The sequence below is a fragment of the Nostoc sp. C96 genome, from assembly GCF_059384975.1.
Map to the genome: position 1 here is coordinate 1,436,328 of NZ_CM182020.1, position 19,063 is coordinate 1,455,390.

Here is a 19,063-nt window from a genome sequence, read left to right on the forward strand (position 1 = left end):
TTCGTTTCCCTATTGCTGATTTTGGTGCTTTATTCTATATGGTGACATGGTTTCTCAAAAAAATTTTGCTTTCAAGACTGCACATTTAAAGTACAAGGTTTTTAATTTTTCATGAAAGCAAGTATAAAAATACCGCAGTTTTGATGATAAACCACGGTTACAAGCTTTGAGAAATTAATTGTGTAACATAGTTTATTTAGTTTTTGCGGAAAGATTTTTTAAAAGGCGATCGCGAATTCCTGTTAGTTTTTGTTGGTTATCAATAGCAGAACGTGGTGCTGGTAAATCAGTATTCGGCCAGCCGGGTAAATCATTACATGGACAAGTTTCTGCCGGCATTCCCACATTTCTCATCGGAATTGGCATATTGCAACGGCTACAAGGCGACATTTCCCATACAGAGGTCAGCAATTCTGCGATGGTTTCGTGAGTGCCTTCTAAATGACAATCGCCCGATTCTGACGATATAATTTGCTGCCAACACTTTTCAAATTCCTGGCTATAGCGATCGCCTTGATATACTGGCTGAGGCAACAAGCTTGTTACCCCATTACCGATTACTACTCTCTTACCCAACTGAAACCAGTAGGCGAGATACTTTCTTACATCTTCTGTGTTTGCCATACCATGATTGTACATTCGGTATGAGGAGACTTGCTTTGTGTATGTTATTAATTTTCTATTAAAAATTTGACTATCTATAGGCAGACAAAATAATAATCAAGTTCTCGTAATTTTTCTTAAATTTATCCGTTACAATTCCTCATCTATTGCTTTTGGTAGTGGTGTACCCAGGACACTTAGATTCAATACATGACCACCAGTCACAAGATAAACTGTGTCACAAATAGCACCTAATTGGCGTACCAAAGAACCCAAGCGATCGCGGAATAGCCTCCCAATGGGATAAGCTGGAACCACACCCCAACCGACTTCTTCCGCTACAAACAGCATATCGGCAGCTACTAATTGTACGGTCTCTAAAAACTCTGTGCTTGTATTTTGCCAACTAATTTCATCCTGGTCTAAAAGATTTGTCACCCAAGTTCCCAAAGAATCAACTAACAAACAACCATAAGGTTTAGCATCAGCCAAAGTAGCTGATATTTCTATCGGTACTGCCAAAGTTGTCCAATTTTGGGGACGGCGTTGTTGATGTGCCAGAATGCGTTTTTGCCACTCTATATCAGCAGGATTTTCAGTGGCGGTAGCGACATAAATAACTTGTTTACCTGACTGCTTTGCTAAGGATTCTGCCCATTCACTTTTTCCCGACCGCGCAGCACCAGTAATTAAAATAACTTTACCCACTGATATTTCCTAATACCTTTAAACGATGATTTTGAGTTTGTTTGTGGCAGATATCTTTCTAAAAGATAAAATTAGCACCAGCATTAATTTGTGCCAAAATTGGCAAAAGCGAAAACTCCCAACACACCTTTGTGGATCATAAAACACCACAGAGGGCAGCATACATAGAGGATATTTTTATGAAAACAGGGTTAAAACGTATTGAGGCAACTCTACACGATCTAGGCAATCGAGACAATGCAACGGTCGAAGCGCCTGATTCCCCAAAGCATCCAGTATCTTTTAGAATTAGTGTTTCTGCTAAAGCCACTACCCCAGATATAGATACATCTGATGATGAGAACATCGCACCAGAACCAACAGACCACCTAGAGATACACTCTCAAAATGAGAGCGATTTTGAACAGCATTTATTTTCTGAACATCATTCAGTAGACACATTTTCTGCAAAAGACACTGGTGGTAAAACGCCTAGCCTACCCAAGTTTAAAACTCCTAGCTTTAGCAACCATCGTCATGGAGCAAATCCAGCCTTAGCAATGAATTTGTTGCAAGAAATTCAAATTCATGTGGCTGGTTGGCAAAAAGAACTCCAAACTATTTTGCAACAAATCCAAGACCTTTATTTAGAAGGGCCAATCGTCAACGGTTGGTTAGAATCCAACCCTAAAGAACCAGAACAGCCAGGAACTGCTACGCTGCGCCACGCAGAAGTTGACCAGCTGATGAATTATGTAGAAGAACTTTGCACAACTGGCGGTAAAGACGCTTATCAATTTTCACGGACAGGCTATCGTCTTTGTGGCTTGGATGGGTCTGGTAAAGTTTGGTCACGGCCATGTCCACCAGATCAAGTACCAACAGTTAGTATGGCGATCGCGCGTCATCAAAAGTTACGCCAGCTGTTAGGACGCAAACAACATCTAGAAACACGCCTGAGTCAGTTAGCAGAAACTCTCGTAGTTTTACACAGCCATATTCAACAAGCTTGAAGAATTAAAGACGATTTCCGAATAAACGCGGTTGGTGGGTGGGAATTTTTTGTTATAGATTAGCACAGAGCAGGCGACCTTTGGATGGAAGACTGTAATCTAAAATCCAAGGGTAAAAACTTAAATTTAATCCTATGCCAGACATCCAACTCTCTGCCATTATCTGTACTCACAATCGAGATACCTATTTAGGTGCGGCGATTGATAGCCTATTGGCACAGGATTTTGCCGCTGACTTTGAGGTGATAGTGGTAGATAATAATTCCAGCGATCGCACCCGCGAAGTTGTAGAACAAAGAGCCTGCAATCCCCGTTTAAAGTATATCTTTGAACCCACCACGGGGTTATCTGTTGCCCGTAACACTGGTGCTAAAGCTGCTAGTGCAGAAATTATCGCTTATTTAGATGATGATGCCGTAGCCAGCAACTGCTGGTTGCAAGTATTGTACTCTGCATATCAAAGCAACCCGAAACTAGCGATTGCTGGTGGCAAAGTGACGCTTTTATGGCCGCCAACTATCCAACCACCCAAATGGCTATCTTCTGGGTTAGCTGGCAATTTGGGCGCTTACGACCTAGGGGAAAAAATAGTTTATATTGAGCAGCCTGGCTTAACTCCCAGAGGCTTGAATTATTCAATCCGTCGTAGCTTCCTTGCAGAAATTGGTGGTTTCGATCCCCAACTCGGTCGAGTCGGAAAAAACTTGTTATCTAATGAAGAACTGCAAATGACTGAATTTGCACTTCAACATGGCTGGCAAGTTGCCTATCTTCCCGAAGCTTTAGTGGCTCATAACGTTGCACCCGAACGGCTGAATCGCTCTTGGTTTTTAAATCGCGGCTGGTGGCAAGGAATTAGTGAGTGCTACCGAGAACAACTTGCTGGTAAAACAGGTATCGGTCAGTTGCTGCGCGGTGGTGAGCGCTTGATCCGAGGTTTATATAAGTCATTACAGTATTTTTATGACCCAGCAGAACGCTTCGACAGACTTGTGTATACATATTGTCAAATAGGTTATTTAAATGCTGCTATTCAGGGTCTGCTTTCTACATCCCATAAAAAATAACAAATAACAAAATATATGTTGTCTAAAATTCCAGTCTCGGTATTAATTCCTGCCAAAAATGAAGAAGCTAATTTGCCAGCTTGTCTGACTAGCCTGCAACGAGCAGATGAAATCTTTATTGTAGATTCTCAAAGTACTGATAAAAGCCTGGAAATTGCTAACAACTATGGCGCAAATGTTGTGCAGTTTCACTTTAATGGACGCTGGCCGAAAAAGAAAAATTGGTCTTTAGATAACTTACCTTTTCGTAATGAATGGGTACTAATTGTCGATTGTGACGAACGGATTACTCCTGAATTATGGGATGAAATTGCTCAAGCAATTCAAAATGCAGAATTTAACGGTTACTATCTCAACCGTCGGGTATTTTTCTTAGGTAAATGGATTCGTCACGGGGGTAAATATCCCGATTGGAATCTGCGCCTGTTTAAGCACAAAATTGGTCGTTACGAAAACCTCAATACTGAAGATATTCCCAACACAGGAGATAATGAAGTTCACGAACACGTTATCTTGCAAGGTAAAGTGGGCTATCTGCAAAATGATATGCTACATGAAGACTTCCGCGATTTGTTCCACTGGTTAGAAAGACACAATCGCTATTCTAATTGGGAAGCTCGTGTTTATTACAATCTTCTCAGCGGTCAAGATGAACAAGGCACAATTGGCGCTGACTTATTTGGTGATGCAGTTCAACGTAAGCGCTTTTTGAAAAGAGTCTGGGTACATTTACCTTTTAAGCCAATTTTACGCTTTATTTTGTTCTACATTATTCAGCGTGGTTTCTTAGATGGCAAAGCCGGGTATATTTATGGGCGGCTGTTGAGTCAATATGAATATCAAATTGGCGTGAAACTTTATGAGTTACGCAACTGTGGCGGTAAATTAAATACTGCAAATACCGCTAAACCCGTACCACCTTCTCTACCCCAAAAAATTGAACAAACAGCAGTTTAGTAAATCTAAAGTAAAGAAGTCCGTATAGTCAGCTTGAGAGCAATCTATCATCGGTGCTTTCTTTAGACGTGAGGGACTGGGAAAATCATACTACCCAGTCTCTTTTATTTATTTACCAATAACAAATGACCAATGACAAATGACCAATCCTTTGTAGACTTACGCAAATACGACCAATCCTGGTTTGACCGTGGTCGTCCAGGCTGGTATGTTTTGTTATGGTGGTTTGTCCAGGCGATCGCTTTTCCCTTAACGCTCCATCCTTTTAATAGTCTGCGTTGTTCCTTACTCAGACTTTTCGGTGCGCGTATTGGTCAAGGTGTGTTAATTAGACCCACTGCTCGCTTCACTTATCCTTGGAAAATTACCATCGGTGACTACAGTTGGATTGGTGATGATGTAGTTCTATACAGCTTAGATGGCATTAGCATTGGTGAACATTGTGTGATTTCCCAAAAAACTTATTTGTGTACTGGTAGCCACGACATCCAAGACCCAAGTTTTAGGTTAAAAACAGCGCCAATTACTATTCATAATGGGGTATGGGTAACAACCGATTGCTTTGTTGGCCCCGGCGTTGAAATTGGTGCAAATGCTGTCATTGGCGCTCGCAGTACTGTGTTTGCCAATATGCCTCCTGGACAGGTTTGTTGGGGAAGCCCTTGTAAACCCCAGTATGCGAGATTGAAAAATTCAGTTAATCAGTCAGAACTTACGCAAAAAAGTTAATTTTTGATAGTGGGAATCAGGGTTTTTTGAATCAGCTAACACACGTCTCAATTACAGAATCACCCGTCAAGGTCTTCCTTGGTCATTTGATTGAGTAATTTCTAATTTCTATAATGTGCGATCGCCTTTAATTCCCAACTGTGAAATTTTCCCAGATGACGGGGAAATTGCCCCCATATTGTTCGGTTATACTACTGTTGCTCGTACACAAATAACTATAACCTCTAAAGTAGTAGTGCAATATTACTTTTCCACTTTATTAGTCGCTCTGCAACCAAGGGGTGAAAACCTGTGTACGAATGGATCTTGCCAAGTCTGAGTGAAGTTTTAGCCGAAAGTCAATCAACTATGGCTGAATGTTCACCAGCCAAGGCAGAGCGACAGTGGCGTATGAGTTTAGCAGCAACAGAACATTTATTAATTGAGACTTTAGGAATTATTTCTCCTGCTAATACACCAGCATTAGTATTAGCTGCACCAGCACCTTTATTTAGTCAACCAGCATTAACTCAAAACTTGCAGACGGTGACTTTTACAGCCAAGCCATTTAACCCCTTGGCTTTAATGCCATTTCAAATGCCCACAACAGCGACGGTAGTAGAAGAAAATTCTTTCCAAGAAGCAGTCCTTCCCTTACTACCTGCTGATCCCCTAGTAGCAGAGCAATTTTGCTTGGTATTTACAGATAAGTTCAGATTAGTGCTGGTTTTAGCAGAACGGAAGAATGGCAACAAAATATTTTCATTTTCCTTTGAACCAGAGATAGTTCAGCAAGCATGGCGAGCTATAGGAGCGCGGGTAATGCTGACTAATCCTGATTTTTGTGCGGAACTCGATGCTTTAGTTCAGCAGTATTCCCCAGTAGCGCCAGATTATCGCATTGCTATGCAGTTTAGCCAGTTGTTACTTCAGGAATTTCCAGAACCAGAAGTCAGTAAAGACTGGGAAACGGCAACAAGTATACCTCATCCCCAACCCCCAATCCCTACTTCTCCACATCCAGTCCCCGATGTAGAATTGCTCCAAGCCTTTGCTCATGAGGTTCGCACACCTTTAACGACTATTCGCACCATGACTCGCTTACTACTCAAGCGACGGGACTTACCTGCTGGTGTGAGCGATCGCTTAAAAATTATTGATCATGAGTGTACTGAGCAAATTGACCGTATGGAGTTGCTATTCAAAGCGGCAGAACTAGAAACTTGTGCTGCAACGAAAGCTGCTAATACTCATCTCACACCAATGTCTCTCAATCAAGTTCTGCAACAGAGCATTCCTCGTTGGCAACAAGCAGCAACTCGGCGTAACCTCACCTTAGAAGTCGTAGTACCGCAACAACTTCCCACGGTTGTCAGTAATCCGACAATGTTGGATCGGGTTCTCACAGGTTTGATGGAGAATTTTACCCGCAGCTTACCTGCTGGTAGCCATATTCAAGTGCAGGTAATCCCGGCTGGAGATCAACTCAAGCTACAGTTATCGCCGCAACTTCAGTGTCAAGACACAGATGCAGCAGATACATTTGTCACGCCACCCATTCGTAAAGCTCTGGGTCAATTGTTAATGTTTCAACCAGAAACAGGAACGATTAGTTTGAATTTAAATGCAACTAAACACCTGTTCCAAGCAATTGGCGGAAAGCTAATTGTCCGCCAACGTCCGCAATATGGTGAGGTATTAACGATTTTCTTGCCTTTGGAAGTTAGCCATCAGCAAAATTTAGAACTTAGGAAAAATTAGTCCTAAAATAGTCAGGCGATCGCAGTTAGTCCAGTAGGTTGGATAATAGACCTCTTAACATAAATATTTTTTATCTCGCGCATAGACAGACGTAGTTGCGCTAAAGTAGCGCGGTCTTCTCCCAAGGGGAGAGGCTAACGCCAAGAGGGTGTCCCGCAGGGTAGGCGCAAATAGAGACTTTTGCAAACAGTTTAATATCTATACGGCAAAAATCAGGGTTTGCAAAACTTTTTAGCATTGGCCAACTGACTTTAATCACAATAAACTAGCTGGTGCAAAATTTAAAATATTCAGTTAGAAAATCTCATACTTAACTCCCACCACTACGGGGAATACGTTCGATTTCCGCATATCCACTGAAAATTAATTTTTGCCCTTCAGTTTCTAAACGGTTGAGTCGCATTTTTACTCCATCAAGGTCGAAGCGGTCTAAATCGACCATATTATCTAAAATCTCTGCTAGTACCATGCTAAGGGTTCGGGAAGTCTCTTGTTGCGCTTCTGGTACTTGCTCAAGGTCTATTTGGGGGTTCTTAAAAGAAATCCGTCGCCGCCGTTCTACAGCGATGGAGACTGTCATATTTACTGGTACGAGTTCGTCCGTATCTAAATCAGCTTTTGCGAAAATCTGTAGGCGATTTTCTGGCAATAGTTTTACTTGAATTTCAGGAAAAGAAACTGGTTTACCACCAGATAATTCTACTAAGGCAGGTATATCAAGGTTCACTAGACGCTTTTTGACTAGTTCTGCCTTGAAGGCTTGGTTAATGCCTGCTTCGGATAATACTACTTGAGCGATCGCTTGGGTAGGTTGCTTGAGATTCAATTTGCCACTTAATACCGCACCAAAATCAATTGCAACCGCATCCGTCTCAAAAGACATCTCCTCTACCGCAAAATCTCTACGGATGACTAAGCCACGACCATTCATTTTGAAGCTATCAATGCTGCCTTGCAACAACTTGCTGGAGGGATAGCAGCGTACCAAGACTTCTACTGACTCGCTTTGGGTAAACAAATGGCGAATCGTTTGGCTGGCAACTGTGTTGAGCATTCGCTCACCCCAGTCTGTGCCTTTAGGATCTTGTAAACCAGTTAGTCCGCCGAACATTTGGTTATGGGTCTCTAGAAGTTCTTTGTACTTTTGTAACAAAATGTGAACGATACAGCAAGTCTCTACAGATTGATTGTACTGATAAGCTGACTTGGAATGACTGATGTTTAATAGACAGATGTCATATATGTTACATACAATTTGCTTATGGGAATACTTAACCAAGTACAGTATTCCCGCCTAATTATGACACAGCTAAATATTTTGGAACTGGCTAAACAGGGTGATACGAATGCGATTAATACATTATTAATGCAATGGTTAAATCTACCTAATATCACAGCAAAAACTAATATTAAACAAGATTACTTACAAGTAATGTTGGAATCAGCCAAAGTTCCAGAACAAAATTTATTAGTCCCAGTAATTCAGAAAGAATTGACAAATTTGGGAATTGAATCAGTTAAAAAAGTCAAAATATATGGGCTAGAAACAGGAGAAGATTTACCCGATTGGCAACAAGAATTTGAGTTGGATTTATCAGTAATTAAAGCAAATATTCAAACTTCATCGGCAATTACTCAAACAACAGCTAATAGTGAATTATCAGTATCACAACCATCTTTTTTCGTATCGCTCTTTGGAGCCGTAGCAGGAACAGCTGGAGCAGTGGGAAATGCTGCTGTTCAAGCAGGGCAGGTCGTTGCGGGTGCTGCTGTAGGTATTGGCGGGGCAATTGGTGGCGCAGCTTTGCAAGCAACCCAAATAGCAGGGCAAGCATTAGTAATTGTTGGGAATAATCCCCAATTACAGGCAGCAATAAAATCTTTAAATTACGATTGGCTGAATCCTTTAATTGAACAGGTTGATGTAGTTAAAGCCGAGGCTGCTGTGAGAAAATTACAACAAGAACGCCCTAATGAGAACCCAGCCCAGATTTCCCATCACCTCATGTTAGAAAAAGCTGTTATAGCAGGAGGAAGTGGTCTTGTTAGTAGCCTTGCGCCAGGACAAGCAGCAGCAATGTTTGTAGTTGATTGGGCTGCTACTGCCGCCTTATCTGTAGAGTTAGTTTATCAAATCGCTGCTGCCTATGGTATGGATTTAAAAGACTCAGAGCGTAAAGGGGAAGCAGTAGCAATTTTTGGTTTAGGTTTAGGTGGAAAAACAGCCATTAAAGCAGGTTTGGGTTTATTGAGAAATCTGCCAGTGGCGGGAGCAGTCATTGCTGCTAGTTCTAATGCAGTAATGATTTATGCACTTGGTTATGCAGCTTGTCAGTTTTATGAAGCAAAGCAAAATCCGTTAACTTTTGAGGCTATTCTAATAACTGCTCAGGCACAAAGTGAAAAATATCTTGAAGCTGCTATTTCTCAAGAACAAATTATGGATCAAATCTTGGTTCACATTGTCTTAGCAGGCAATCCTGATAAATCTTGGGAAGATATTTTACCAGAATTACAAGCAGCTAATATTAGCCCTGCATCCATAGATGGAATTACATCTCACATAAAATCGCCACCATCTTTAGAAACGCTCCTTGAGCAAATTAATAGTGATTTTGCTATACCTCTTTTAGCGCAATGTCAAAAAATAGCTAATTTAGATGGAGTAATTACGCCAGAGGAGGCTAAAGTTTTAAAAATGATTAATCAAAAATTGCTGAATGCTGAAAGCATAGAAGTTATGCAGGTAGCCATCAATTAAATTGGTAAAAATAGGCATTTGTGCTATTTGCAGAAGCGATCGCTTGTGAATTGTGATCGCCTCTTTCTCTACTTCGTCAACAACCGCCGCCGCAGCAAATCCAGCGCTGTACAAGCGCTTAAATGTCGAATAAACCAGCGTTCCCGAATTGTGCCAAAGCGATACTCAAAACTTTTCACTTCGTCATTCGGCCCGGCGACACCGATATAAACTAAACCTACAGGCTTTGTCTCTGTTCCCCCACCAGGGCCAGCAATTCCCGTGATACTTAGCCCCCAAGTAGTTTCCAGGCGGTTTTTCACCCCAAGCGCCATTTGTTCAGCAATCGTAGCGCTAACAGCCCCAAATTTATCTAAATCTTTCGGGTTCACCCCTAATAGTCGAATCTTTGCTGAGTTGTCATAAGAAATTACTCCGCCCCAAAAATAATCAGAACTACCAGCAATCTCAGTAAACATTTGCCCCAATCCACCGCCAGTGCAAGATTCTGCTACTGATACTGTTTCCTCTTGCGATCGCAACAATTCACCAACTACCGAAGCTAAAGTATTATTATCAGCACCATAACAATCCAACCCAGCAATTTCTTTGAGTTGCTTCTCAACTGGTGCAATCAATTCCTCGGCGGCTGCTTCGGAATTTGCTTTGGCAGAAATTCGTAGTCTTACCTCTCCTTTGCCCGCGTAAGGTGCAACTGTCGGGTTGGGTAAATTGAAATAAGAAGAGACTTTTTCTGCTAAAGCAGATTCACCAATCCCCCAAAACCTTAAACTCCGGCTATAAATAATTTCTTTACCCCAGCCTTGGCTTTGCAGAAATGGTACTGCTGTTTCTTGCCACATCCGGTGCATTTCGCTGGGAACACCGGGAAATGTAAAAATAGTAATATCAGGACGGGGTTGCCAAATAATTCCTGGTGCTGTACCTGTAGGATTAGGTAACACTTCAGCGCCTTGGGGAATTAAAGCTTGCTTGCGGTTGGTGGGACTCATAACGCGATCGCGTTGAGCAAATTTCTGAGTAATATCTTCGATAATTTCTGAGCGTTCTATCAAAGGCGCGCCAAAAAAATCAGCGATGGTTTCACAAGTGAGATCATCGGGTGTTGGGCCTGAGACCGCCAGTAAAAATTAAAATATTCGCTCTAGAAATAGCAATTTCTATAACTTGCTTTAATCTTTCGGGATTATCTCCGACCACCGTTTGATAATAATGAGGAATCCCTAGTTTCGCTAATTGTTGGGCAAGAAATTGAGAATTACTGTTAAGGATATCTCCTAGCAGCAATTCAGTACCAACACAAATAATTTCTGCACTCATGTAATTAAAGCAAAAGGTAAAAGAAAAATACTAATACTACTGTATTTCTTTTACCTTGCTAGTTTTTACTTTTGCTGAGAGTGTTTCCAAACTCGCCAGCTAGTGTAAGTTAACAGCGAAGTTGTACCAAAAGCGTAAGCAATACCACTGGGGATACCCGCTATAGCTAACGCCAAACTGCCAACCCAGAGTGTGAGTGTATAAATAAATAAAACCGTCCAGCGATGGGATAAACCAGCTTGTAACAATCGATGGTGCAAGTGACATCTATCTGCCACCCAAGGCAATTTACCACGACGAATGCGGGTCAAAATGACTGCTGACATATCCAAAATCGGGACTGCCAAAATTAAATAAGGCAAAATTACAGCTGTAAAAGCGGGAATTTTCACCAAACCAATTACACCTACAGCGGCTAAGGTGAATCCCATAAAATAAGACCCGCCGTCTCCCATAAAGATTTGGGCGGGGTTGAAGTTATATCGAAGAAATCCCAGTGCTGCACCAGCTAAGGCGGCGGCTATTAGAGCTGCGGCTGGTTGATTCATAAACAAAGACACTAACAGCATGACAACAGCAGCAATTCCCGACACACCAGCCGCTAAACCATCTAAACCATCAATCCAGTTGATAGCATTGACCATCCCCACTAGCCAAATTACTGTAATCGGCAAACTGAACCAGTTCAGGTCAACTATGCCAATTGTGGGAATCGTAATGAAGTCTATACTGACACCGACTTTCCAAGCACCAGCGGCAACGATAATTTGTAATAGCAGCCGTCCCAAGGGAGAAAGATTTAATAAATCATCTGCTAAACCAATGAGAAAAAAGCCCAGACCCCCGATGGCGACACCCCAAATTTGCCATTCTTTGTCAGGGGGCAAATTGCCAAATCCACCTAACCACCAGACAATTAGCAAAGAAGCGAAAGTACCTGCGAAGATAGACACTCCTCCCAGACGTACCATTGGGCGTTCATGGACTTTTCGACCACCAGGTTTATCTACAGTTCCACTTTTTATACCAATATTTTTAACATCAGGTGTAGTCCAGAGAACGACTACGGCGGCCACAAGAAAGGCGATCAGATGATAAATCTGAGCAGGCATCTGTATTTTAAATTAAGTAGTGGTTAAGACAAAACTCTGCCGAGGGAGGGTTCTACCTAATATCTACTACATTTTCGGCTTTTATCAGCAGAAGATTTTTAAGTCAAAAGGTAAAAGGCAAAAGTAAAAACCAATCATTCTTTTGCCTTTTTACCTTTAACTTTTGACTTTATGCTAGTGCTGGTACAGGAATTTGCAAGTGTGAGTATAAGGGGAAGCGATCGCACAGTGCAGCTACTCGGCGTTTACAATCAGCTGCGACGGTTTCTGATTCGGGATTTCTCAGGCGATCGGCAATAATATTGCCAATTTCGGTAAATTCTGCAACTCCCAACCCTCTAGTTGTCATTGCTGGAGAACCTAATCTCAAACCGCTGGTAACAAATGGCGATTGGGGATCAAAAGGTACAGTATTTTTGTTAGCCGTAATATTGACACCGCTAACCAGTTGATCTGCTTGTTTACCTGTCAAACCAATTGAACGTAAATCTACAAGCATCAAATGGTTATCAGTACCATCTGAGACTAACTTTAAGCCTCGGTTTTGTAGTTGAGTTGCTAAAGCACGGGCATTTTCAATTACCTGTGCAGAATATGTTTTAAACTCCGGCTTTAAAACTTCGCCAAAAGCCACGGCTTTAGCTGCAATTACGTGTTCTAAAGGCCCACCTTGTGTTCCTGGAAAAACTGATTTATCCAGCTTTTTACCCAGTTCTGCATCTTTAGTTAAAATTAATCCACCTCTAGGGCCACGCAGGGTTTTGTGAGTCGTTGTAGTGACAACATCAGAGTAAGGAATGGGGTCGGGATGTAAGCCAGAAGCCACTAAACCAGCGATGTGAGCAATATCAGCTAGTAAGTAAGCACCAACTTCATCAGCAATGCTGCGGAATTTGGCAAAGTCAATGATCCGAGGATAAGCAGAGTAACCACAAATCAAAAGCTTGGGACGCTCCCTTAACGCCAGCTCTCGAATTTGGTCGTAGTCGAGTTGTTCTGTTTCTTTACTTACACCGTAGTGACTAACTTGGAACCATTTACCTGAAACGTTGACAGGCGAACCGTGAGTTAGGTGTCCACCATGAGACAAATCCATCCCCATGATTTTGTCGCCTGGTTCTAGTAGAGTCAGGAAAACTGCAAAGTTAGCTTGCGCGCCGGAATGGGGTTGGACGTTAGCATGAGCCGCACCAAACATTTGTTTAGCTCGGTCAATGGCGATTTGCTCGACTTTATCGACAAATTCACAGCCGCCATAGTAACGTTTACCAGGCAAACCTTCGGCGTATTTATTAGTTAAAACTGAACCTTGAGCAGCGAGTACAGCCGCAGATGTAAAGTTTTCACTCGCAATTAACTCTAAGTGGTCGCGTTGACGCTGGAGTTCTTCGTTAATTAATCCAGCGATCGCGGGATCAGAAGCAGCAAGAAAATCTGAATTAGTCCTAGTCACTTTCACTATCCTTAGTGGAAATTTGCACAATGGTGTTTTTTGGAACCTAGTTTCAAAGTAATAATTTGCAGTCAAATGTTTTCATTGCCAGATTTTTTGACTGCTGACTATTCAATATTGGTAGTAACTCAAATGTATTACTTTAGATCCCAGCCCGATTAAGTCCCATTAATGTGTTAATTATTATAAAGCTCTTTCGGGAACCTGAAATTAATACTTGTCAAGAGAACGCCAACCCGAATCAATCTAGTAAGCCGCAGTGTAAAGAGAGAGACAATCCAAAATCGCCAAAAAGCTGATGAGGCTGTTTTTTTCATTTCATACTTGAGATTTTACACTTCAGACTTTTTCTACTAGGTGTAAAAATTTATGTATGAGTTATTACTCCATAACTCTATCTCCAAGAGACTCAACATACAATAAATTTACAGTTCACTGGGAAATTTTTGCTTACTAGCGTCATTTTGGTCAAAAAGTACGTTAGAGCAGATGTACAAACTCATTTCGTAGCTAATAAAGAGCAAAATTGCTGTGATGTTTAGCAGATGTCAATTCTGCCACTAGCTGCTCTTAGATACCAAAAATGAATTTCTCCCCTGAACACATCGAATTGTTTTGAGGATTTACGGGAGGCCTTTGGATGTTAGTCATTTTAATGGATGATCAAATCCTTGCTCCTGAGCAGGTTTGCCAGTCTTGTTTACTTGCTGACAGGAGTGGTCAACCTCGTTGGCGTGGCGGTCAACTGCATTGTGGTCAAGCTATTCGCAAACTTACCGAACAACAGCCAGAGCAGTATGAGTGTATTATGGGCTTTCGGATTGCTGAGATCCGATAATTGCTGCTTCTGGGAAACTAAACAACTGCGTTATCCTAGGCTCAAGTAACTCTGAAAATTCTGCCACAGGAGAACGTAAAATGGCTTGGCGTGGTTCTACAAACGTTTCTGATCGCATTTTTGCTTGTTTACCTTATTTGCTACCTCTGATTGAGGTTTTTATGTTTAGTAAATTTTTGCTAACACAATTTCCTGTGTTGCAATTACTGTTTTTACCTTTGATGCCGTTAATCAGTCTTTATTACAGTATTAGTTTTGCCGGACTGATTATTTTCTTTGCTTTATGGTTACTAGTCGTCAGAAACGAAAAAATTTCCCATTTTATTCGTTTTAACACCATGCAAGCAATTCTTTTAGACATTGTGATCTTTTTGTGTAGCATCTTGACTGGTATTTTGGGGCAAATTCCTAGTAGTGGCTTTGCGATCGAAACTCTGTATAGCACTATTTTTATCGGTATCGTAGCCGCAGTAGCATATTCAGTCGTCCAGTCTCTTTTGGGCCGTTATGCAGAAATTCCCGCAATTTCCGATGCTGTTTATATGCAGGTTCGGTAACTGGACGCATGAACTAGGGGACAGAGGCTAGAGACTAGTTTTGTGACTCAGCACTCAGCACTGCTTAACGGCCTACTATGCTATTTTCTAGACGACCAATGCCTTCAATTTCTACCCGAATGCGATCGCCTATGTGCAAGGGGCCAATCCCCAAGGGTGTACCCGTGAGTACCACATCTCCTGGGATCAGAGTCATAACTTTACTGATGTAAGATACCAAAACATCAGGAGAAAAGACCATTTGATCAATCCCAGCAGATTGTACAGGATTTGCCTCATCATTGATAAAAGTCTGCAATCTTGCACCTGGATTCAATTCCCGGACGATCCAAGGGCCTAAGGGGCAGAAGGTATCAAACCCCTTAGCTCTAGTCCATTGACCATCTTTTTGTTGTAAGTCTCGCGCTGTGACATCATTAGCAATTGTATAACCCCAAATTTTGGTTTGGGCTTCTTCTGGAGTACAGTCACAAGCGCGATCGCCAATCACTAGAGCTAATTCACCTTCATAATCAACTCTATGAGACTGATGTGGATACTTGATTTCGGTCTCAGTAGCAATAATTGATGTTGGCGGCTTGAGAAAAATTAATGGCTCACTTGGTACGGGTGTTCCCATCTCCGCTGCGTGGTCTGCATAATTCTTACCTACTGCCACAATTTTTGAGGGAGCGCAAGGGGAAAGAATTTGGTAACTATCTGGTGCTAAAACTAAATCTGTCGGTTGTCCTTGTAACCAAGGTGGCGCATCCAGCACCTGCACATTTAGAGATAGCTGTAGCAAACCATAATAAACTTTGCCTTCTGGATTTTGAACTCGCACATAGCGCTGTGCCATAACCTTGATAATATCCTTATTGTCTGCAATTAAGAGCCGTGAGTGCGGAGAATCTTCAGCAATGAGAATCAGGAGTTGATAAACTCCCTTTGGGAAGCATACCTGTTGGTTCAGCCAATAGTTCAATTAATTTGCTGTTGTTTACCAAAGGCTGAATTCCCGATCGCACAATATTTACCTATAAAGTAACTTTTAGTTAAAGTCCGCATTTTGGCAGATTTTGCTGATGATTCATATAAAAAACTGGTAAGATTATAGTTCCTTGTTGCTTCAGATGTTTAAATGTACGGATATTCTCTAGGAATCTTTGTATAATTTCACTCTGGCAGCCACCTTGTCCAAAAGGAGATTTTCAACTCATGTCCACAGTTTACGAAACAATGTATATCCTGCGTCCTGACCTTACTGACGAACAGGTAGATCAAGCGGTAGCTAAATACCAAACCTTGATTCAAGACCAAGGTGCCGAGAATATTGAAATTCAAAATCGGGGTAAGCGTCGTCTTGCTTATGAAATTAAAAAGCAACGGGATGGAATCTACATCCAAATGAACTACACTGGGCCGGGAAATATTATTGCTCCCTTAGAACGTGCTATGCGATTAAGTGAAGAGGTGATTCGCTACTTAACCATTAAGCAAGAAGTTTCAGGAGCAGAAGCAGCAGAAGAGAAAGTTGCCGTAACTGCCTAGGGACATTGTTGATTACATAGTACTGAGTAATGAGTATTTGTACTTCAAAACTCAGTACTAACTACAGCAAAACAAAAATTTTTTTTTACCTTTGACTTTTTTCTGCTTCGGTTGGGAATGCTAAATTAACAAGTACTTGCCAAAGGCAGTACGATCGCCGTTATACCTAAGATGAGAAAAGATTCGTCAATGGGAGCTGCAAGCCACTGTGAGCCAAACTGACATACCCAACATCCAAGCTCTCTCTACAGAAGCCGCGCAATTACGCCAAGAGTTGCAACTGCGAGATCAATTAGTACAACAGTTATCTCAAGAACTCTTTCGGCTGGTTAAGGGCAATGCTAATTTTATGCCCCAGCGTTCTGAAACTGAACGCGACTTCAGTCAGTTGCAGGCGTTACGAGAACAATTACAAGCTGTTGAGCAACAGGTAACATTTTATCAAGAGCAAATTGCTACTCGTGATGCAGAAATTTATCAACTGCGTCAGTCTGTGCAAGAGTTAACTGATCGCAGTCGGATGTTGGAGCAGGTAGTACAAGAATTACCGCAAATTTATCGTCGTAAATTTGAGGAACGGATGGCTCCAATTAGGGAGAAAGTAGCAATCTTGCAACGAGAAAATCGCAAACTGCAAGCTGAACTACAAAGCGTAAGTTACCGTTTAGCGCTCAAAACTCGCACCTCCAGTCACAGCGGTATTGACTTACCTAACTTTCCTCGCCCCGTCACTGGACAAGGCAACGTTTCTGCTGTGCAGAATGCTTAAAAAAATAAAGCCTGCAATTACAGGCTCTCAATGCTTGAGCTTTTTCTCAGTCAGATTTGTAATTTACCAAAGTTGCAAAAGTACTGAGTCTTAGCATCACGAAAATCAATTATTAATGGTAAAAAAGATAATTGCTTTTGGCCAACACTAACAATTTTTAGTAATATAATTAGAGACTAGTTTGCTAGTGTCAAAGGTTGTGTGCTGACAATATTGGTTATGTCCTCGTAAGTGTTAAAAATTTCAAAAACTGAATCCAACTGAGTCAGTTCTAAAATTAACCTTACAGGAGCTTTGACATTACAAATAACTAAACGGCAACCACTTTGACGGGCAGTTGTCAGTGCTTTGACTAACGGAACCAAACCAGAACTATCCATGAAATCTACTTCTGCCAGGTCAATGACCCAAAGTTGATCAGGTTGGGGTACTACTTCTGCCATAGTTTGGCTGAGAGCAATACCGCCCTCCAAGTCTATGCTACCTTGGGGTTTGAATAAAACCACTTGCAATTCTTGTGCGATAGTCATGTATTTATCTGGGTAGTTGAACTACTGAAAAAGATGAAAATTGACATCAATACTGCACGGTTTCAACGGTTAAAAACTGCTGATTCACAGGTATTGTGAACTCACAGTTGTAAGTCGATACTATACGTTTACGTATTCATGCCGTATAATTTATCTTAACTTCCCTAAATATAGGCACAAAGGCTTAGTAAATTCAGTATCAATAATAGCTTTTACGAGATTTTCATAGTTTAACGAGATTTTTATGAATTTTTTATAAAAAATTTATTGATTTGTTTTAGCTACTATGCACCTGTGTTAATACCGCCTAAACGCATAATAGTCAATACTAAATAATTTATAGATTTTATCAATTGTTAGCGATTAACTGGGATAGAAATTACGTATAAAGGTTTGGCTAAGAGTTTTGCTCACATACATCCAGACACTCCCATAACCCTACATCCTTTGATTTTTCCCATCACTGAGTCCGTCTTTGAGAATGAATTAAGTTTGGCAAAACATTACTTTGATTGACACTCCAGCCACAAACGCGCCAAGATAGAGTAAAGGTAAAAAATTGTAAAGGCGGCGGTGCGGGATGTCTCTTGAATTTATTTCACTAGAAAACATCCAGGAATTTGCCCACCAGTATGGTTACTGGGCAATTTTTTTGGGCATTTTACTAGAAAACTTGGGCATTCCTCTTCCTGGTGAAACCATAACTCTTGTAGGTGGGTTTCTAGCTGGTAGTGATGAACTGAGTTACTGGTTAGTTCTAGGTGATGCTGTTGCAGGTGCTGTACTTGGTAGTGCTTGCGGCTATTGGGTTGGGAAACTCGGTGGCTGGCCTTTCCTGCTGCAAATAGGTAAAATATTTAGGATTTCTGAAGAAAAATTACTGAATATTAAAGATCAGTTTAGTCAAAATGCTGCCAAAGCCATATTTTTTGGACGGTTTTTCGCCCTTTTGCGAATTTTTGCAGCCCCACTAGCGGGAATAGCAGAAATACCGTTCCTAAAATTCTTCTTATATAACCTAGCAGGAGCAACTACCTGGGCTGCTGTGATGGTGACATTAGCTTTTTTTGCTGGCAGAGTAATTTCTTTAGAACAATTGGTTACTTGGGTAAGTCAATTTGCGATCGCAGCCCTACTCATTTTAGTAGCTGTAATTGCCATTCCCTTGTGGTTGGAGTCCCGCCAAGTTAAGCGTGCAGCAGGCGAATAAATATAAGTAAAAAATAAAAAGGCAAAAGTCAAAACAAATAATTTTGGCTTTTGCCTTTTTTTACTTTGATGAAAATTTCAAACTTCTCACTATTTTCTGTAAACTAAATAACTACTGCTAATGCCTTCAAAGCTTCCTAACCCGGTAGGAGCCTTGATGAAAGTAGGCAAACTTCATTCAAGACAAA

The 19,063-nt window shown here is 41.3% G+C and carries 18 protein-coding genes and 1 pseudogene; 11 read left to right on the plus strand and 8 right to left on the minus strand.

Annotated elements, in window-relative coordinates:
- Positions 1-192 precede the first annotated feature (192 nt).
- Positions 193-624 carry a hypothetical protein gene (locus AC504W_RS06170; RefSeq protein WP_494876809.1) on the minus strand — a complete coding sequence of 144 codons (432 nt, stop codon included), beginning with the start codon at positions 622-624 and terminating at the stop codon, positions 193-195.
- A gap of 129 nt (positions 625-753) precedes the next feature.
- Positions 754-1,311: a bifunctional adenosylcobinamide kinase/adenosylcobinamide-phosphate guanylyltransferase gene (cobU, locus tag AC504W_RS06175; protein WP_494876811.1), complete on the minus strand. Its 558-nt coding sequence runs from the start codon at positions 1,309-1,311 to the stop codon at positions 754-756.
- A gap of 179 nt (positions 1,312-1,490) precedes the next feature.
- Between cobU and AC504W_RS06180 the strand changes: the two genes are divergently transcribed.
- The 5 genes from AC504W_RS06180 (at position 1,491) to AC504W_RS06200 (ending at position 6,796) form a co-directional block, all read left to right on the plus strand.
- A complete protein-coding gene (locus tag AC504W_RS06180) occupies positions 1,491-2,303 on the plus strand; it encodes a hypothetical protein (protein WP_494876812.1) in 813 nt (270 codons plus the stop codon).
- A 134-nt stretch (positions 2,304-2,437) separates the two neighbouring features.
- Positions 2,438-3,370, plus strand: coding sequence for a glycosyltransferase family 2 protein (locus tag AC504W_RS06185; RefSeq protein WP_494876813.1), 933 nt, complete (start codon positions 2,438-2,440; stop codon positions 3,368-3,370).
- Between the two features lie 15 nt (positions 3,371-3,385).
- On the plus strand, positions 3,386-4,327 hold the full coding sequence (locus tag AC504W_RS06190) for a glycosyltransferase family 2 protein (protein ID WP_494876814.1): 942 nt from the start codon (positions 3,386-3,388) through the stop codon (positions 4,325-4,327).
- 132 nt (positions 4,328-4,459) lie between these two features.
- Positions 4,460-5,056, plus strand: a complete 597-nt coding sequence (gene hpsU, locus AC504W_RS06195) for a hormogonium polysaccharide biosynthesis acetyltransferase HpsU (protein ID WP_494876816.1) — start codon at positions 4,460-4,462, stop codon at positions 5,054-5,056.
- A 291-nt stretch (positions 5,057-5,347) separates the two neighbouring features.
- Positions 5,348-6,796 (plus strand): sensor histidine kinase, encoded by a 1,449-nt coding sequence (locus AC504W_RS06200; protein ID WP_494876818.1) that lies wholly within the window; start codon positions 5,348-5,350, stop codon positions 6,794-6,796.
- A 310-nt stretch (positions 6,797-7,106) separates the two neighbouring features.
- Here the strand turns inward: AC504W_RS06200 and AC504W_RS06205 are convergent, their stop codons facing one another.
- Positions 7,107-7,907 carry an LmeA family phospholipid-binding protein gene (locus tag AC504W_RS06205; RefSeq protein WP_494876820.1) on the minus strand — a complete coding sequence of 267 codons (801 nt, stop codon included), beginning with the start codon at positions 7,905-7,907 and terminating at the stop codon, positions 7,107-7,109.
- 150 nt (positions 7,908-8,057) lie between these two features.
- On the opposite strand from AC504W_RS06205, the gene AC504W_RS06210 reads away from it, so the two are divergent.
- Positions 8,058-9,557: a hypothetical protein gene (locus AC504W_RS06210; RefSeq protein WP_494876821.1), complete on the plus strand. Its 1,500-nt coding sequence runs from the start codon at positions 8,058-8,060 to the stop codon at positions 9,555-9,557.
- 68 nt (positions 9,558-9,625) lie between these two features.
- On the opposite strand, the pseudogene AC504W_RS06215 reads toward AC504W_RS06210, so the two are convergent.
- From AC504W_RS06215 to glyA, 3 genes and pseudogenes are all read right to left on the minus strand, one after another.
- Positions 9,626-10,877 (minus strand): annotated as a pseudogene (locus AC504W_RS06215) (competence/damage-inducible protein A).
- 65 nt (positions 10,878-10,942) lie between these two features.
- Positions 10,943-11,989, minus strand: coding sequence for a glycosyltransferase family 4 protein (locus AC504W_RS06220; RefSeq protein ID WP_096582956.1), 1,047 nt, complete (start codon positions 11,987-11,989; stop codon positions 10,943-10,945).
- Between the two features lie 169 nt (positions 11,990-12,158).
- A complete protein-coding gene (gene glyA, locus AC504W_RS06225) occupies positions 12,159-13,442 on the minus strand; it encodes a serine hydroxymethyltransferase (RefSeq protein ID WP_494876823.1) in 1,284 nt (427 codons plus the stop codon).
- Between the two features lie 640 nt (positions 13,443-14,082).
- Here glyA and AC504W_RS06230 point away from each other — a divergent pair.
- A complete protein-coding gene (locus AC504W_RS06230) occupies positions 14,083-14,280 on the plus strand; it encodes a hypothetical protein (RefSeq protein WP_494876824.1) in 198 nt (65 codons plus the stop codon).
- 80 nt (positions 14,281-14,360) lie between these two features.
- Positions 14,361-14,837, plus strand: a complete 477-nt coding sequence (locus AC504W_RS06235) for a Tic20 family protein (protein ID WP_494876826.1) — start codon at positions 14,361-14,363, stop codon at positions 14,835-14,837.
- Positions 14,838-14,901: 64 nt separating this feature from the next.
- Here AC504W_RS06235 and AC504W_RS06240 read toward each other — a convergent pair whose 3' ends face one another.
- The gene (locus AC504W_RS06240; RefSeq protein ID WP_096585579.1) at positions 14,902-15,675 is read right to left on the minus strand and encodes a fumarylacetoacetate hydrolase family protein; all 774 of its coding nucleotides are present in this window, start codon (positions 15,673-15,675) and stop codon (positions 14,902-14,904) included.
- 359 nt (positions 15,676-16,034) lie between these two features.
- Between AC504W_RS06240 and rpsF the strand changes: the two genes are divergently transcribed.
- Entirely contained in the window at positions 16,035-16,367 is a 333-nt protein-coding gene (gene rpsF / locus AC504W_RS06245; protein WP_096582950.1) for a 30S ribosomal protein S6, read from the plus strand.
- 208 nt (positions 16,368-16,575) lie between these two features.
- On the plus strand, positions 16,576-17,136 hold the full coding sequence (locus AC504W_RS06250; RefSeq protein WP_096582948.1) for an Npun_F5560 family protein: 561 nt from the start codon (positions 16,576-16,578) through the stop codon (positions 17,134-17,136).
- Positions 17,137-17,312: 176 nt separating this feature from the next.
- Here AC504W_RS06250 and AC504W_RS06255 read toward each other — a convergent pair whose 3' ends face one another.
- Entirely contained in the window at positions 17,313-17,666 is a 354-nt protein-coding gene (locus AC504W_RS06255) for an STAS domain-containing protein (protein WP_096582946.1), read from the minus strand.
- Positions 17,667-18,246: 580 nt separating this feature from the next.
- Here AC504W_RS06255 and AC504W_RS06260 point away from each other — a divergent pair.
- Complete coding sequence (locus AC504W_RS06260; protein WP_096582944.1) at positions 18,247-18,876, plus strand: DedA family protein; 630 nt, start codon at positions 18,247-18,249, stop codon at positions 18,874-18,876.
- The last annotated feature ends 187 nt before the right edge of the window (positions 18,877-19,063 follow it).

Excerpts from the sequence above, each read along its gene's own strand:
- AC504W_RS06180 (WP_494876812.1), top strand. The coding sequence starts at position 1,491 with ATGAAAACAGGGTTAAAACGTATTGAGGCAACTCTACACGATCTAGGC.
- AC504W_RS06220 (WP_096582956.1), bottom strand. The coding sequence starts at position 11,989 with ATGCCTGCTCAGATTTATCATCTGATCGCCTTTCTTGTGGCCGCCGTA.
- AC504W_RS06205 (WP_494876820.1), bottom strand. The coding sequence starts at position 7,907 with ATGTTCGGCGGACTAACTGGTTTACAAGATCCTAAAGGCACAGACTGG.
- AC504W_RS06170 (WP_494876809.1), bottom strand. The coding sequence starts at position 624 with ATGGCAAACACAGAAGATGTAAGAAAGTATCTCGCCTACTGGTTTCAG.
- AC504W_RS06260 (WP_096582944.1), top strand. The coding sequence starts at position 18,247 with ATGTCTCTTGAATTTATTTCACTAGAAAACATCCAGGAATTTGCCCAC.
- AC504W_RS06255 (WP_096582946.1), bottom strand. The coding sequence starts at position 17,666 with ATGACTATCGCACAAGAATTGCAAGTGGTTTTATTCAAACCCCAAGGT.
- AC504W_RS06230 (WP_494876824.1), top strand. The coding sequence starts at position 14,083 with ATGTTAGTCATTTTAATGGATGATCAAATCCTTGCTCCTGAGCAGGTT.
- AC504W_RS06235 (WP_494876826.1), top strand. The coding sequence starts at position 14,361 with ATGGCTTGGCGTGGTTCTACAAACGTTTCTGATCGCATTTTTGCTTGT.
- AC504W_RS06185 (WP_494876813.1), top strand. The coding sequence starts at position 2,438 with ATGCCAGACATCCAACTCTCTGCCATTATCTGTACTCACAATCGAGAT.
- AC504W_RS06190 (WP_494876814.1), top strand. The coding sequence starts at position 3,386 with ATGTTGTCTAAAATTCCAGTCTCGGTATTAATTCCTGCCAAAAATGAA.
- AC504W_RS06210 (WP_494876821.1), top strand. The coding sequence starts at position 8,058 with ATGGGAATACTTAACCAAGTACAGTATTCCCGCCTAATTATGACACAG.
- AC504W_RS06240 (WP_096585579.1), bottom strand. The coding sequence starts at position 15,675 with ATGGCACAGCGCTATGTGCGAGTTCAAAATCCAGAAGGCAAAGTTTAT.
- hpsU (WP_494876816.1), top strand. The coding sequence starts at position 4,460 with ATGACAAATGACCAATCCTTTGTAGACTTACGCAAATACGACCAATCC.
- rpsF (WP_096582950.1), top strand. The coding sequence starts at position 16,035 with ATGTCCACAGTTTACGAAACAATGTATATCCTGCGTCCTGACCTTACT.